At 62.6% G+C, this 15,529-nt stretch carries 14 protein-coding genes; 4 read left to right on the top strand and 10 right to left on the bottom strand.

Features of this window, described 5'->3' with window-relative positions; translation table 11 throughout:
• Window position 1: 1 nt before the first annotated feature.
• Complete coding sequence (gene tuf / locus VFZ66_12685; GenBank protein ID HEX6290045.1) at window positions 2–1,207, bottom strand: elongation factor Tu; 1,206 nt, start codon at window positions 1,205–1,207, stop codon at window positions 2–4.
• A 456-nt stretch (window positions 1,208–1,663) separates the two neighbouring features.
• Between tuf and VFZ66_12680 the strand changes: the two genes are divergently transcribed.
• Genes VFZ66_12680 through VFZ66_12670 form a run of 3 tightly spaced genes read left to right on the top strand, consistent with a single transcriptional unit; the run spans window position 1,664 to window position 4,294 of the window.
• Entirely contained in the window at window positions 1,664–2,560 is an 897-nt protein-coding gene (locus tag VFZ66_12680) for a class I SAM-dependent methyltransferase (protein HEX6290044.1), read from the top strand.
• A 44-nt stretch (window positions 2,561–2,604) separates the two neighbouring features.
• On the top strand, window positions 2,605–3,441 hold the full coding sequence (locus VFZ66_12675; protein HEX6290043.1) for an RNA methyltransferase: 837 nt from the start codon (window positions 2,605–2,607) through the stop codon (window positions 3,439–3,441).
• Window positions 3,442–3,466: 25 nt separating this feature from the next.
• Window positions 3,467–4,294, top strand: a complete 828-nt coding sequence (locus VFZ66_12670) for a TrmH family RNA methyltransferase (GenBank protein HEX6290042.1) — start codon at window positions 3,467–3,469, stop codon at window positions 4,292–4,294.
• A gap of 122 nt (window positions 4,295–4,416) precedes the next feature.
• Here the strand turns inward: VFZ66_12670 and fusA are convergent, their stop codons facing one another.
• The 8 genes from fusA to VFZ66_12630 all read right to left on the bottom strand — a co-directional run bounded on the left by fusA (window position 4,417) and on the right by VFZ66_12630 (window position 13,045).
• Window positions 4,417–6,510 carry an elongation factor G gene (gene fusA, locus VFZ66_12665; GenBank protein HEX6290041.1) on the bottom strand — a complete coding sequence of 698 codons (2,094 nt, stop codon included), beginning with the start codon at window positions 6,508–6,510 and terminating at the stop codon, window positions 4,417–4,419.
• A gap of 182 nt (window positions 6,511–6,692) precedes the next feature.
• Window positions 6,693–7,163: a 30S ribosomal protein S7 gene (gene rpsG, locus VFZ66_12660; protein ID HEX6290040.1), complete on the bottom strand. Its 471-nt coding sequence runs from the start codon at window positions 7,161–7,163 to the stop codon at window positions 6,693–6,695.
• A gap of 118 nt (window positions 7,164–7,281) precedes the next feature.
• Window positions 7,282–7,716: a 30S ribosomal protein S12 gene (rpsL, locus tag VFZ66_12655; GenBank protein ID HEX6290039.1), complete on the bottom strand. Its 435-nt coding sequence runs from the start codon at window positions 7,714–7,716 to the stop codon at window positions 7,282–7,284.
• Window positions 7,717–8,058: 342 nt separating this feature from the next.
• Window positions 8,059–8,739 carry a fructose-6-phosphate aldolase gene (gene fsa / locus VFZ66_12650; GenBank protein ID HEX6290038.1) on the bottom strand — a complete coding sequence of 227 codons (681 nt, stop codon included), beginning with the start codon at window positions 8,737–8,739 and terminating at the stop codon, window positions 8,059–8,061.
• Window positions 8,740–8,771: 32 nt separating this feature from the next.
• Window positions 8,772–9,743: a glycosyltransferase family 2 protein gene (locus tag VFZ66_12645; GenBank protein HEX6290037.1), complete on the bottom strand. Its 972-nt coding sequence runs from the start codon at window positions 9,741–9,743 to the stop codon at window positions 8,772–8,774.
• Complete coding sequence (locus VFZ66_12640) at window positions 9,740–10,498, bottom strand: glycosyltransferase family 2 protein (protein HEX6290036.1); 759 nt, start codon at window positions 10,496–10,498, stop codon at window positions 9,740–9,742. The genes VFZ66_12645 and VFZ66_12640 overlap by 4 nt, the downstream gene beginning before the upstream one ends.
• Before the next feature lie 101 nt (window positions 10,499–10,599).
• Window positions 10,600–11,637 (bottom strand): type I glyceraldehyde-3-phosphate dehydrogenase, encoded by a 1,038-nt coding sequence (gap, locus tag VFZ66_12635; protein HEX6290035.1) that lies wholly within the window; start codon window positions 11,635–11,637, stop codon window positions 10,600–10,602.
• Between the two features lie 106 nt (window positions 11,638–11,743).
• Window positions 11,744–13,045: a gluconeogenesis factor YvcK family protein gene (locus VFZ66_12630; GenBank protein HEX6290034.1), complete on the bottom strand. Its 1,302-nt coding sequence runs from the start codon at window positions 13,043–13,045 to the stop codon at window positions 11,744–11,746.
• Between the two features lie 111 nt (window positions 13,046–13,156).
• Between VFZ66_12630 and VFZ66_12625 the strand changes: the two genes are divergently transcribed.
• Window positions 13,157–13,897, top strand: coding sequence for a CvpA family protein (locus tag VFZ66_12625; GenBank protein HEX6290033.1), 741 nt, complete (start codon window positions 13,157–13,159; stop codon window positions 13,895–13,897).
• Window positions 13,898–13,904: 7 nt separating this feature from the next.
• On the opposite strand, the gene VFZ66_12620 is transcribed toward VFZ66_12625, so the two are convergent.
• Window positions 13,905–15,529 (bottom strand): TRCF domain-containing protein (locus tag VFZ66_12620; GenBank protein ID HEX6290032.1); only part of this gene is annotated, 1,625 nt, incomplete at its 5' end.

Raw genomic sequence — 15,529 nt, 5'->3', positions numbered from 1 at the left:
GTTACTCTTCGATCTTGGTGACGACACCGGCGCCTACCGTCCGCCCGCCTTCGCGGATCGCGAACCGCAAGCCTTCTTCGATCGCCACCGGCACGATCAGCTCCACGCCCATCTGGACGTTGTCCCCCGGCATCACCATCTCCATCCCCTCCGGCAGCGTGATCGACCCCGTCACGTCCGTCGTCCGAATGTAGAACTGCGGCCGGTACCCCGGAAAGAACGGTGTGTGCCGCCCCCCCTCTTCCTTCTTCAACACGTACACTTCCGCCTTGACCTTCTTGTGCGGCTTGATCGACCCCGGCTTCGCCAGCACCTGCCCGCGCTCCACCTCGTCGCGCTCCACGCCCCGGATCAGGCAGCCCACGTTGTCGCCGGCGACCCCCTCATCCAGCAGCTTCTTGAACATCTCCACCCCCGTCACCACCGTCGTGCGCGGCGCCGCCTCGGTCATGCCGATGATCTCCACCGTCTCGCCGACCTTGATCCGCCCGCGCTCGATGCGCCCCGTCACCACCGTGCCGCGCCCTTTGATGCCGAAGACGTCTTCCACCGGCATCAGGAACGGCTTGTCCACGTCGCGCTGCGGCGTCGGGATGTAGCTATCCACCGCGTTCATCAGCTCCAGGATCGGCTGATACTCCGGCGCGCTCTGGTCCTGCGAGGTGCTCTCCAGCGCTTGCAGCGCCGAGCCGCGCACGATCGGGATCTCGTCGCCGGGGAAGCCGTAGCGGCTGAGCAGCTCGCGCAGCTCCAGCTCGACCAGCTCCAGCAGCTCCTCGTCGTCCATCATATCGACTTTATTGAGGAAGACGACCATCGCGGGCACCTCGACCTGCCGGGCGAGCAGGATGTGCTCGCGGGTCTGAGGCATCGGGCCGTCGGGGGCGGAGACGACGAGGATCGCGCCGTCCATCTGGGCCGCGCCGGTGATCATGTTCTTGATATAGTCGGCGTGACCGGGGCAATCGACGTGGGCATAGTGGCGATTGGCGGTTTCGTACTCGACGTGACGAATGGCGATGGTAATGCCGCGGGCGCGCTCTTCGGGCGCGTTATCGATGTCGGCATAATCCATAAACTGCGCGCCGCCGCGAAGCGCGAGGGTTTTGGTGATCGCGGCGGTCAGCGTCGTCTTGCCGTGGTCGACGTGGCCGATCGTGCCGACATTGAGATGTGGCTTCGTCCGCTCAAACTTTGCGCGTGCCATTGTGTAGCGTTCCTCCTGCTACAAACGATGCTATAGCTTTAGACAATGCGATAGGAACAGGGGGTTGGTCTCCGGTATGACCGGGCCTAAACTCCCTATTCCTGCACTCGCCCGCAACCGGGCGGCGAAACTGGCGTAACAACGAGGGGCAACAGCCCCTCGAGTACAAGGCGAGATTATACCACACTTAGTATGTAAAGCAAGCAAACGCGCTGTGAGCGAATATTTCGGAGGATGAGCGTCCGAATGCTTACGCAGTAGCCCCGCCGATCCCGTGCGCCGTCAGGCCGGGCGGGTGCCCTCTGGGCCCGGGCTCGCCCCAATTATTTCCCTTTCTGATGCAGAATTGAATCTGGATGCAGCGAGAGCATTGTACCTAAAACTTGCACGCATGACAAAAATTGCGCACAATACACGGAATGCTGTGAGCAGCGATCGATGTAGGTGGCAGACCGCATGAGACAGAAGCGACAACCAGAGTTCGTTTTGCTGACCTCTCCCGACTGGACGGACTATGAGCTAAAGGATAGCGGCGCTGGCCGAAAGCTCGAACGGTTTGGACCCTACTCCTTTGTGCGCCCGGAGCCGCAGGCGATCTGGCAGCCGATCTTACCGCGCAAGGAGTGGGATGCCGCAGAGGCCGTTTTTCGGACGGATGCCGAGGCCGACGGCGGGCGCTGGTACTTCCACGAGACGATCGAGCCGCGCTGGACGATGCGCTACAAAGGGATCTCATTCTGGGTCCAGCCGACTCCCTTCCGCCATCTGGGCGTGTTTCCGGAGCAGGCGAACCACTGGGATTGGATGTACCGCCTGATCACCGATGCCGGGCGGCCCGTTAGAGTCCTTAATTTGTTTGGCTACACCGGCCTTGCCACGCTGATCGCCGCGCACGCTGGCGCGCATGTCACTCATGTCGACGCTTCCAAGAAAGGGATCGCCTGGGCGCGTGAAAATCAGGCGCTCTCACGGCTGGACAGCGCGCCGGTGCGCTGGATTCTCGATGACGCGCTGAAATTCGTCCGGCGCGAGGCGCGGCGCGGCGCGCAGTACGACGGCTTCATCGTCGATCCGCCGCCGTTTGGACGCGGCCCGAAAGGCGAGATCTGGCGGCTTGAGGAGTCCTTACCGGAGCTGCTGGATGAGTGCCGCAAGCTGTTCACGCCCAAGCCGCTCTTCGTTGTGCTGACGGCGTACGCGATCAAGATCTCGGCGCTGGGCCTGTACTATGCCCTGGATGATATGCTCAAAGGCTACGGCGGCTTGCTCGTCAGCGGCGAGATGGCGACAGTCGAACGATCCGGCGGTCGCTATCTCTCGACCGCGTTGTTCGCGCGCTGGTCGGCCTCGTAGGGGCGAAAGAACAAAGGAACAAGGGAACCAGGCAGACTTGAAGCTTGAAACTTGAAACCTGGAACATGATCATCACCAGTCCACACAATCCGAAAGTCAAGCAGGTAATCGCGCTGCGCGATCGAAAAGAGCGCGACCGCAGCAGGCTGATGCGGGTCGAAGGCTATGAGGAGCTATCGCTGGCGCTTGCCAGCGGCGCTCAGCCGACGGCGCTCTACTTCTGCCCGGCGCTGTTTCGCGCCCCCGGTGCCCAACGCCTGCTTGAGCAGATCGAGCGTACCAGCGCCGAGTTGATCGAAGTGAGCGAGCGCATTTTTGAAAAGATCGCCTACCGCGAGGGGCCTGATGGCTGGCTGGCGGTCTTTCCGGCGCTCAACACAAGTCTTCAAACGCTTCAGCCGGGCCACAATCCGTTTGTGGTCGTCGCCGAGGCGGTCGAGAAGCCCGGCAACCTGGGCGCGATGCTGCGCACCGCAGACGCGGCGGGAGTCGACGCGCTAATCGCCGCCGCGCCGCTGACCGACTGGGGCAATCCCAACATCGTTCGGTCGAGCAAAGGCGCGCTCTTCAGCGTGCCCGTCGCGGCTGCCGACAACGATCAGACGATCGCCTGGCTGCGCAAGCACAAGATCCGGATCATCGCCGCCACGCCGCAGGCTGACACGCGCTACACCGAGGCCGATCTGCGCGGCCCCGTGGCGATTGCGGTCGGCACCGAAAAAGAGGGCTTGAGCCAGGCCTGGCTCGATCAGGCCGATGTTCAGGTACAGATCCCGATGGTCGGCAAGGTCAACTCGCTGAACGTCGCCACCGCGACCGCCCTGCTGGTCTATGAGGTCGTCAGGCAGCGCACGGCTGCGGGCGGCGATGGCAGACGTTAATCATATGCTGTGCAGGTAATCGAAGATGAGCGTTGTCAAGCCAGTGCCAGCAGGCATTCAGCATCCACGAGTCAAGCAGTATCTTGCTGTCAAAAACAACACCAAATCCAATCCTGAGAACCTGGCCTGTCTCGAAGGCCTGTGGGAGCTGACGATCGCACAGAAGGAGGCGCTGGAGATCCGCGCCTTTTTTGTGTGTCCTGAGCTACTTCGCGGCGACGCGGCCAGAGCGCTGGTCGACAGGCTGATGCACGCGGGAGTACATTCGTATCAGGTCAGCGAGCGGGTGATGCAGCGGCTTGCCGACAAGGACGAGCCTGATGGTCTGGCGGCGATTGTGCGGCTGCCGCGCTTTACCTGGGACGATCTTCAGCTCAAGCAGCACAATAGCCTCGTCGTGCTGGATGCGCTCGAAATACCCGGCAACATCGGCACGATCATTCGCTGCGCCGACGCCGTGGGAGCCGACGGGATCATCATCACCAACCGGCGCACGCGGCTATCGCATCCCAAGCTGCTGCACTCCAGCATGGGATCATCTTTCACGTTTCCGGTGATCGAAGCGCAGGTCGACGAGGCGATCCGCTGGCTGAAAGAGCATGATTTTCGCATCGTCACCACCGACGCCGACGCGCCGCTCAACTACCGCAAGGCAGACTATCGCGGACGAGTGGCGGTGGTGATGGGCAGCGAGCGCTACGGCATCGTCAGGGAGTGGCACGACGCGGCGGATGTCGAGGTGGCGATCCCGATGACCGGCAAGATCGACTCGCTCAACGTCGGCAACGCGGCGGTATTGATGCTGTACGAGGTCTTTCACCATCAGCAGCCGGAGAAGTTCGCGAACAGGTAGCGCCCAGGGTGTATCGCAATACGTCCATACCAGATCAATCACCGGCTCACGCCTGTCCGAGCGCAGCCAACAAAAAAGGCAGCCCCACGTGTGTGGAGCTGCCTTCTTGATTCGGTTCGGATTTAGCGCTTGCTCTTCGCCATGATCTCTTCGGCCAGGCTGTTGGGCAGCGGCTCGTAGTGCGAGAACTCCATCGAGTAGTTCGCGCGGCCCGACGTCATCGAGCGCAGGTCGGTCGCGTAGCCGAACATGTTCGACAGCGGTACCTGGGCGCGGATCACCTGAGCGTTACCGCGAGCGTCCATGCCCTCGACGCGACCACGGCGGCTGTTGAGATCGCCGAGCACCGTGCCCATGAAGTCTTCCGGCACTGTGACCTCAACCTTCATGATCGGCTCCAAGATCTGCGGGCGGCCCTTGCGCACGCCGTCCTTGAGCGCCATCGACGCCGCAATCTTGAACGCCATCTCCGACGAGTCAACCTCGTGGAAAGAGCCATCATACAGCGTGGCGCGCAGGTCGACCACCGGATACCCGGCGACAACGCCCGTCTCCATCGCCTCACGAATGCCCTGCTCGACCGCCGGAACGTACTCCTTCGGCACCGAGCCGCCCACGGTAGCATTGACGAACTCAAAGCCCGTGCCCTGATCCATCGGCTCGAAGCGGACCTTGACGTGACCGTACTGGCCTTTACCGCCCGACTGGCGCACAAACTTCGAGTCGATGTCGCTGGGCTGCGAGATGCTCTCGCGGTAGGCTACCTGCGGCTTACCAACGTTCGCCTCGACCTTGAACTCACGCATCATGCGGTCGACGATCACTTCAAGGTGCAGCTCGCCCATGCCGCCGATGATCGTCTGGCCCGTCTCCTGGTCGGTGCGCAGGCGGAAGGTTGGATCTTCCTCGGCCAGCTTCGCCAGCGCCAGGCCCATCTTGTCCTGGTCGGCCTTGGTCTTGGGCTCGACCGCGACGTGAATCACCGGGTCGGGGAACTTGATCGTCTCAAGCACGACCGGGCTGGTTGGATCGCAGATCGTGTCGCCGGTGAAGGTCTGCTTGGGGCCGACCATCGCGGCGATGTCGCCCGCGTAGACTTCCTTGATCTCTTCGCGGTGGTTCGCGTGCATCTGCAACAGACGACCGATGCGCTCTTTCTGGCCTTTGGTCGAGTTGAACACATACGAGCCAGCCTCGATCTTGCCCGAATAGACGCGGAAGTACGCCAGCTTACCGACGAACGGGTCGGCGACGATCTTGAAGACCAGCGCCGCGAACGGCTCGTTGTCGTCGGGATTGCGCGTGATGAACTCGACATCCTCGGCGTCGGGGCTCTGGCCGGGCAGCACCGCCTTGATCGCCGGAACCTCCAGCGGCGAGGGCAGATAGTCGACCACCGCGTCGAGCATGCGCTGCACGCCCTTGTTTTTGAGCGCCGCGCCACACAGCACCGGCACCAGCTTATTCTCGATCGTCGCCGTGCGCAGCGCGCGCTTCAGCTCATCGACGCCGATCTCTTCGCCTTCGAGATAGAGCAGCGTCAGCGCGTCGTCCGTCTCGGCGATGGCCTCGACCATCTGCGCGCGCAGCTCGGCGGCTTTATCGACCAGCTCCGCCGGAATCTCGACGATCTCCTGCTCTTTGCCGAGGTCGTCTTTGTAGATCACGGCGTTGTTGTTCATCAGATCGATAATGCCCTTGAACTGATCTTCAGCGCCGATCGGTAGCTGGATCGGCACCGGCTTTGCGCCCAGGCGATCGATGATCATCTGAACCGTGCGCTCGAAGTTCGCGCCCATGCGGTCCATCTTGTTGACGAAGCAGATGCGCGGCACGCTGTACTTATCGGCCTGACGCCACACCGTCTCCGACTGAGGCTCCACACCGGCAACCGCGTCGAACACAACGACGCCGCCGTCGAGCACGCGCAGCGAGCGCTCGACCTCTGCCGTAAAGTCCACGTGGCCGGGCGTGTCGATGATGTTGACACGATGGCCTTTCCACTCAGCCGTCGTGGCCGCCGACTGAATGGTAATACCGCGCTCCCGCTCCTGAGGCATAAAGTCCATCGTCGCCGTGCCTTCATGCACCTCACCGATCTTGTAGGTCCGACCAGTGTAGTACAGCACGCGCTCGGTCGTCGTGGTCTTGCCAGCATCGATATGCGCGATGATACCGATGTTGCGGTACAAATTTAATGGTGCTTGCCGTGGCATTCAGATACTCCATGCTTGCGAATCGTGTTCAGCAAGACTTTGTATGATCTCTACGTTTCGAGTGTATTTTACCAAATTTCTTATGTTAAGCGGGCGTTAACCATCCGCGACAGGCCAGGGCGATACACGCAAAAGGGCTTAACTTATTGCAAGTCAAGCCCCTTTGCACGTTTCGGATCAGCTTAGCGGGCGTAGTGCGAGAACGCGCGGTTAGCCTCGGCCATGCGGTGCGTCTCTTCGCGGCGCCGCACCGAGGAGCCGGTGTTGTTGAAGGCATCGATCAGCTCAGCCGTAAGGCGCTCGATCATCGGACGACCCTGGCGGGCGCGAGCGGACTGGATGATCCAGCGCATCGCCAGCGCGTAGCGGCGCTCGCCCTTGATCTCGACCGGCACCTGATAGGTGGCACCGCCCACACGCTTGGGCTTGACTTCAACCGTGGGGGCGACATTCCGCAGCGCCGTCTCGAACACCTCGATTGGCTGGCGGCCAAGCCGCTCCGCGGCGCTATCCAGCGAGCCGTAGACAATCTTCTCGGCAACGGCTTTTTTGCCGCTCCACATCACTTTGTTGATGAAAAGCTGCACCTGCGGGCTGCTGTAACGCACGTCCGGCGGCGTCTGGCGCTTTTGATACTTACCTCGTCGTGGCATATCTACTCCGTAAACAATCAATGTTCAATCGTCAGCCACTCAATAACGCCCGCGTTTAAGCATCACGATCCGATCGATGTCGTCGGCAACGAGCGCTGGATGGCTGAGCACGAGGGTCCTACCGCTTCTTACCCGTCACCGGCGCGTTCTTCTTCGTGCCGTACTTCGAGCGGCCCTGCTTGCGGTTGTTAACGCCCTGAGCGTCCAGGGTACCGCGCACGATATGATAGCGCACGCCCGGCAAGTCCTTGACACGACCGCCACGGATCAGGACCACCGAGTGCTCCTGCAAGTTGTGGCTCTCGCCTGGGATGTAGGCGGTGACTTCGATGCCGTTCGACAGGCGAACGCGGGCTACCTTGCGCAGCGCCGAGTTCGGCTTCTTCGGAGTCATGGTACGGACCTGCGTGCATACGCCGCGCTTCTGTGGCGCACCCTTTCCACGGGTCAGCTTGCCCTGCAACGAGTTATAGTTGAAGCGCAACGCGGGAGCCTTGGTCTTCTTTGTGATAGGCTTACGGGGCTTGCGCACAAGCTGGTTAATTGTCGGCATGTTTCCTCCTGAGCACAGCCCGCAGCCGTAAGCGGGCGGCCAACACAAAAAATGTTTGACAACAAAAAATTGCACAGACCCTATCTTCGTCCGCAGCCAATCTGCGCGTCAAGTAAGGTCTGGCGATGTGTAGCAACGCTACAAAAATAGCTACAATGCTTGAGTATTCAGCGGTTTGCTAGTATAGCAGCGTGTGTAGTGCTTGTCAAATGGCAGGCGCTATGGTTAAGGGGCTGCCTACAGAAAAGCTGTACAGCATCTTTGTTTGTGGGTCGGTGCGCCCTGCAACCGCACACCGACCCATATCTGGATCGCATCTTCGCCGTACTGATCGCGACAGACCTAGCGCCGTCCCTCCAGATCCTCGAAGACGGTCTTGGCATCCGGCACAGTCTCCCAGTCTTTGAGGAAGCTCGCGAGGCCCTTGTCGGTCAGCGGATGCTGGATCATCTGCTCCAGCACCTTGGGCGGCATCGTGCCGATGTCCGCGCCCGCTTTGGCCGCCTCTACCACATGCAGCGGGCTGCGGATCGACGCGGCCAGCACCTCGGTTTTGAAGCCGTAGTTGCGGTAGATCTGGACGATCTCGCGAACCAGTTGCATGCCCTCCTGGCCGATGTCGTCGTAGCGGCCCAGGAACGGGCTGGCGAAGGTCGCGCCCGCTTTAGCCGCCAGTAGCGCCTGGGCCGGAGAGAAGACCAGCGTGACGTTCGTCTTGATGCCCTCCTGGGTCAGCTGCCGCACCGCTTTCAGTCCCTCGGCCATCAGCGGCACCTTGACGATGATGTTCGGTGCCCACTGCGCCAGGATGCGCCCCTCCTTGACGATCTGCTCGGCATTCAGCCCGACCGTCTCGGCGCTGACCGGGCCGGGGCAGATCTCGGCGATCTCCAGCACCGTCTCTTTGAAGCCGCGCCCGGCCTTTGCCGCCAGCGACGGATTCGTCGTCACGCCATCCACGACGCCAAGCGATACGCCCCAGCGGATCGCCTCGACATCGGCTGTATCAAGAAAAATCTTCATGGTGTCCTCCTACCTTAAGCCCTGCTCACCGTCTACAACCCTGACCGTAGAATACTGCTGTACTGTGCGATCCGCTGCCGCCGAAGTACACGTTTATGGCCGACGAGCCACTTCCCGGCCTCGATCATAAGCTGGATGATGTACGTCGCCAGCAAAAAGACCCGCAGAGGCCATGCCACCAACCGGCCCCAGCGCATCCGCGCATAGCGCAGTTTGGAGCGATTGAAGTTGATATGCCGCCGCGCCAGGTTTTGCTCGCTGCTTTTGCCCTCGTGATGCACGATCACCGCGTTCGGCAGGTAGATGATTGTATGCGGCCCAGGCTGCGCGGCGCTGATCCGCGATTGCCATTCCAGCTCCTCGGAGTACATGAAAAAGGCCGTGTCGAGCAGCCCGGCCCGCGCGATCGTCGTTGGACGGACCATCAGCGCCGCGCCGACCAGCCAGTCTACGGGCTGCGGCTCATTCGTGGGCTGATCGCCGTAGCGGTAGCGCATAGCCCAGCGGTTGCGCGGCCTCCACTGCTCCAGCAGCGTGCTCTCCCAAAACAGCGTACCGATCGTCGGGAAGCGCCGCCGCGACGACTGGATCGAGCCGTCGCCATAGCGAAGCTGCGGCCCGACCACCGCTACATGGGAATGCGCGTCGAGGTAGCGCAGCATCGCGCGCAGCGCATCGCCGACAACCTCGGTATCGGGATTGAGCAGCAGGATTGCGCGCGGCGCTGCGGCCAGCGCTTGCAGATCCGCGCCCAGCACGTTGCGCAGGCCGACATTGTTTCCTCCGGCAAAGCCCAGATTGCTCGGCAGCGCGATCAGCTCGACATGCGGAAACTCAGCGCGGACCATCGCCGCTGACTCGTCGCCCGATGCATTATCCACCACGATCGTCCGGCAGCGGAGAGGGGCGGAAGCGGTGGATTCGTCGATCGAGCGCAGGCAGCGGCGCAGCAGATCGCGCACATTGTACGAGACGATCAGAATCGCCAGATCACAATCGCTCACCTGCACCGCTCCAAGCCTTTGAGGTGAATATACTTGACCAGCTCATAATAGCCCATCGTCAGCGCCAGCACCAGACCCAGGCCGCCGTCACGGTAGCCGTGCCAGGTGACGAAGCGGCGCTTGACCTCACGGAGCGGCTGAAGCAGCAGGTTGCGCCATTTGGCGCGCACGCCCGCCAGCGCGAGCGTCTGAGCCTCGGCCAGCGCGTAGCGCCGCTGCTTGGTATGCAGCTCAGGCCATGTCTCGATGTTGATATGTAGCAGATGCCCGTGGAGGTCGCCGGTAGAACCGTCGAGCTGCACCAGCTCATGCACCAGCCGCGTCTCGTCGTAGCGGGCGTGGCCGCGCCGCAGCAGCCGCAGTTGCCGATCGGGATACCAGCCGCCGCCCTTGAGCCAGCGCCCGAAGTAGCGATTGTGGCGCGGCAGCCAGTAGCCGACATGCTCATGCTGCCCCTGCCTGCGGAAATCGTGCAGCTCGCCGGTCAGATCGGGCGTAAGACGCTCGTCGGCATCCAGAAACAGCACCCACTCGCCGCCAGAGCGAGCCAGCGCCGCGTTGCGCTGCCTGGGAAACGACTCAAACCGATGCTCCACGACGGTCGCGCCCCACTGCCGCGCGATCTCAGCCGTGCGATCGGTGGTGCGCGGATCGAGCACCACCAGCAGCTCGTCGGCGATCGGTACCGCCGATTCGAGCGCCCCGCCGATGTAGCGCTCTTCGTCGCGGGCTATAATCACAATCGAAAGAAACATGCGCTCTACATGGCACGAGGGCGTTCGGTCGAACGCCCTCGCGATCCAGGGCGTATGCCATACGCCCCAACACCATCAACGAACCGGCAGACGAGGCACGCTTACTCTTCGCCGCCGCCGTCCATCTCGCTGCCAATCATCGCCGTCAGATCGGCGACGCGGCAGCTATAGCCCCACTCGTTGTCGTACCACGACACGACCTTGAAGAAGTTATCGCCCATCGCCATCGTCAGCGGTGCGTCCACGATCGAGCTTAGCTCCGTGCCGATGAAATCGCTCGACACCAGCGGCTCATCCGAAACGCCCAGGATTCCAGCCAGATCGCCGTCAGCCGCCTCGCGGAAGGCGTTGTTGACCTCTTCGACCGTCGTGGGACGCTCGAACTCGACCACGAAATCGACGATCGAAACCGTCGGCGTGGGCACGCGCAGCGCGAAGCCGTCGAACTTGCCCTTGAGTTCGGGAATGACCAGCGCCACCGCCTTGGCAGCGCCCGTGGTGGTCGGGACGATGTTCATCGCGGCGGCGCGCGCCCGGCGCAGATCTTTGTGGATGTTGTCCTGAAGGTTCTGGTCCATCGTGTAGGAGTGGACCGTCGTCATCAGGCCGCGCCGAATGCCGAAGCGATCCTGCAAGACCTTCGCGACCGGCGCGAGGCAGTTGGTGGTGCAGCTTGCGTTCGAGATGATATGATGCTTCTCAGGATCGTACTGCTCGTCGTTCACGCCCAGGCAGATCGTGATGTCCTCGCCTTTGGCGGGCGCGCTGATGATCACCTTCTTGGCACCGGCGTCGAGATGCGCGCGAGCCTTGTCGGCGTCGGTGAAGCGCCCGGTCGACTCGATCACGATGTCGATGTTGAGATCGCCCCACGGCAGCTTGGTGGGCTCGCGCTCGGCCAGCGCGCGGATCTCGATGCGCTGATCGCCGTACGTGACCATGAACCTATCCTCTGTCGCTTCGACCTCGCCCTCGAACACGCCGTAGGTGCTATCGTAGCGCAGCAAGTGGGCGAGCGTCTCGTTGTCGGTCAGATCGTTAACTGCGACGACCTCAATCTCATCGGGATAGCGCTCCAGGATCGCTTTGAACACCTGGCGACCGATGCGTCCAAAGCCATTAATCGCTACTCGTGCCATGGCTGCTTCTCCTTATCCCAGTACACAACGGTCCAATTCACCGCTGAGCCGTAAATATCGAACCTTCCAACCACTATAGCACATTCCGGTTGTTGCGCAACGTAGCCTAACGTTCACGTAACAGGCGCATCAATTCACGTGCCAACTTTCGAGGATCGTGGCGCAGGGGATTGGCCGGGTTGATAATATCAGCGGCGACAACCTGGATCGGACAGCCATCGTCGATGTCCAGCGGCACAATCTCCGTGCGGCCCTTCCACTCAGGGGCGAAATTATCCGCCGGATCGCTGTTGCTGTTCGCCAGCGCGAAATCGGTACAGTCCGCGCCGACATGCTCCAGCAGGGCCTCAAGATGCGCCTGCACGCCAAAGCGATCAGTCTCGCCCGGCTCGGTGGCGACGTTGCAGACATAGACGCGCAGCGCTCTGGCGCGACAGATCGCATTGCGCACATCCTCTACCAGCAGCACCGGCAGGATCGAGGTAAACAGGCTGCCAGGCCCCAGAATAATCAGATCGGCCTGCTCGATCGCCGCCACCGCGTCGGGATAGGCCGCCGGATCGGGCGGATCGAGAAAGACGCGCCGGATCGGATGGCCGCCCTTGCCGATCAGCGACTCGCCCCGGATGGTCCGCGCCTGCTCGCCAACCGGCACTTGCAGATCGGCGACCAGCGTCACATCTTCCAGCGTCGGCGGCACCACCCGCCCGCGCACGGCGAGCACCTGGCTGGCAGCTTTGACAGCCTGATCGAACGAGCCGGTGATGTCGTCGAGCGCTGTGATGAACAGGTTGCCGAAGGTATGGCCGCGCAGGCCCTCGCCCTGGCCGAAGCGATACTCGAACAACTGCGCCATCAACGACTCTTCCTCGGCCAGCGCCGCGATGCAGCGCCGAATATCGCCGGGCGGCAGCACGCCGAACTCGCGCCGCAGCCGCCCCGAAGAGCCGCCGTCGTCGGCCACGTTGACGATCGCGGTAATGTTCGACGTATGCTCCTTGAGGCCGCTCAGCAGCGTCGAAAGCCCATGCCCACCACCGATCGCCACCACGCGCGGGCCTGCAAGGCCGCGCCGCTGCTGATAGACCAGCTCTGCCAGGCTGCCGGGCTGCTCATAGGCAGGCAGCGCCGACAGCAGGCTGCGGCTCAGGCGCTTGAGCGCGATCAAGATGCAGGCCATGCTGAGCAGGCCCAGGATGAGCGCTCGCGCCCAGCGCGGCCAGAATTGAAGCGTCACGTAGTAGGTCCAGGCCGGAAAGCGAAAACCAAGCGTGTACAGCTCACGCAGCAGAAAGGATAGGCCCAGCGCGCCCAGCGTGATACCGAAGAACAGCAGCACCAGCCAGCGCTTGACGCCCATCCCCGGATAGAACCACTTGGGATTAAACCCCGGTCGTCTCCCGCTCACACTACACCAACTTGTCCAGCCTGAGGCTGCCCTGTGGCCCTCTGTTCAGGATCGAACTGACGGGCTATGCTAGAATGAAACCATTGCTCGGTAGGGAAGGACGGCGCGACTATGCCACTGATAAGCTCTATCATTATTGGCCTCGTACTCGGATTTGGCCTGATAAATGGATTCCGTCGCGGCGGCATCAAAGAAGGCATCGCCTTAGTCGGCGTGCTCCTTGGCGCGCTGCTGGTCGAGTTTTGGATCGAGCGCTGGGGAGCGGCGCTTTCGGAGCGTAGCGGCCTTAAGATCGACAACGCCAGGCTGGTGATCGCGCTGCTGCTGCTGATCGGCACCGCGCTCTTCAGTGGATACGGCAGCGGCATCTTTGTCCGGCGCGTTACGCTCAAGTCACGGGAGCGGCTCGGCGGCGCGCTGCTTGGACTCCTCAACACAGGTCTCCTTGTCTCGTTCGCGCTTCGCTACACCCAGCAATTTTACTTCATCGAAACCGATCCGGCGCAGCCCGTGGATAGCTGGATTCGCCAGGGCGCGCTCAGCCGCTACATGGTCAACTGGGTCGGCTATATGCTGATCGGCGCTGCCGTCGCCATTGGCCTGGTCGCGCTGATCCTCAGAACGATGTGGCTTGCCAAAATTGCGACGCAGCAGCAGCCCAGCAAAGCGGCTCCGGCGAAATCGCAGCCAGGCGGGGCAAAGCCCAAGCCCACAGGCAGCGGCGCGCTCGGTGGAGCAGGCGGCGGGCTGCTCGGCGGCACAGGCGCGGGCAATTCATCAGCCGGACAGTCGCCCAAGCTTCCAAGCGGTCAGCAGGAGAAGTTCATCGAGTGGCCGCCCAAGCTTGACTAACGCTCCCTTACGTGACGCGGCCAAGCGCCTCCAGCACGCCGCGAACGGTATCCGCCCACTGCTCGCCGACCACCCGCCGGTTGACCCGCGCAAACTGCGGCCCGAAGCGCACGCTCTGGCCGAACTGCCGCTGCAACGCCGCACGGTCGATAACGCCGCTGCTCGGCAGACGAATCGTGATCTCGTCGTCCGATGTGGAGATCGAGGACACGCCCGCCCGTAGCGCCAGCACCTTAAGCTGCAACCAGAGCAGCAGATGCTCGGCTGGCTCCGGAATCGGACCGAAGCGGTCGCGCAGCTCCGCGCGCAGATACAGAATATCCTGGGTCGTCGCCGCCTGCGCCAGCTTTTGATAGACGCGCAGCCGCAGCGTATCGTCGTCGATGTAGTCGGTCGGCAGGTAGGCCGTCAGCGGCAGGTCGAGCGTCACAAGCTGGATCGGCGTGATCGGCCCGCCATCGCCGTTGCTGCCCGTCGGCAGCGTCGTCGCCGCCGCCCGCCGTAGCTGCTCGGTCTGCTGCACGCCGCGCGCCTGCTGCCGCTTTAGCTCATTGCGCGCCATGCGGCTTTGCTCGACCTTGCGCTGCTCGACCGCCTGGGCCAGCAGCCGGGTGTAGAGATCGAAGCCGACCGCCCCGATATGCCCGGCCTGCTCCGGCCCCAGCAGGTTGCCCGTCCCGCGAATTTCGAGGTCGCGCATGGCAATGCGGAAGCCCGCGCCCAGCTCGGTCGCCTCCTGAATCGCCTCAAGACGCTGCTGCGCGTCGCCAGTGATGCGCTTGCCGGGATGATAGAGCAGATAGGCGTAGGCACGCTGCGTCGAGCGGCCAACCCGCCCGCGAAGCTGGTACAACTGCGCCAGGCCGTAGTTCGTCGCATCGTCGATGATGATCGTGTTGGCGCGCGGAATATCCAGGCCGCTCTCGATGATCGTGGTGCAGACCAGCACGTCGGCCTCGCCCTCGAAGAACTGCATCATCACCCGCTCCAGCTCGCGCTCCTCAAGCTGGCCGTGCCCGACCAAAAAGCGTGCTTCCGGCACCAGATCTTGCAGGCGGCTGGCGAAGGAGTAGATGCTCTGCACGCGGTTGTGGACGACATAGACCTGGCCGCCGCGATTGATCTCGCGCAGGATCGACTCGCGCACCAGGTTTTCGTCGAAGGGCACGACATAGGTCTTGATCGGCACGCGATCTTCGGGCGGCGTGTCGATAATGCTCAGGTCGCGCAGCCCGGCCATCGCCATGTGCAGCGTGCGTGGAATCGGCGTCGCGGTCAGCGTCAGGCTATCGACATCGCTGCGCAACTGCTTGAGCCGCTCCTTGTGCCGCACCCCGAAGCGCTGCTCCTCGTCCACGATCACCATGCCAAGCTGATGAAACTGCACGTCCTTGCTCAGCAGCCGGTGCGTGCCGATCACAATATCGATCGCGCCGCTCTGGAGCCGCTCCAGAATCACCTTCTGCGCGCGTGGCGTGCGGAAGCGCGACAGCATCTCGATCGTGACGGGAAACGCCGCCATTCGCTTGCGGAACGTCTCGAAATGCTGCTGCGCCAGCACGGTCGTCGGCACCAGCACGGCGACTTGCCTGCCCTCCTGCACGACCTTGAACGCGGCGCGAACGGCGACCT

This window comes from Herpetosiphonaceae bacterium, from assembly GCA_036374795.1.
Lineage (GTDB): Bacteria > Chloroflexota > Chloroflexia > Chloroflexales > Kallotenuaceae > LB3-1.
Note: the sequence above shows the minus strand (reverse complement) of the source record. Positions and strands in the feature narration are given on the sequence as shown.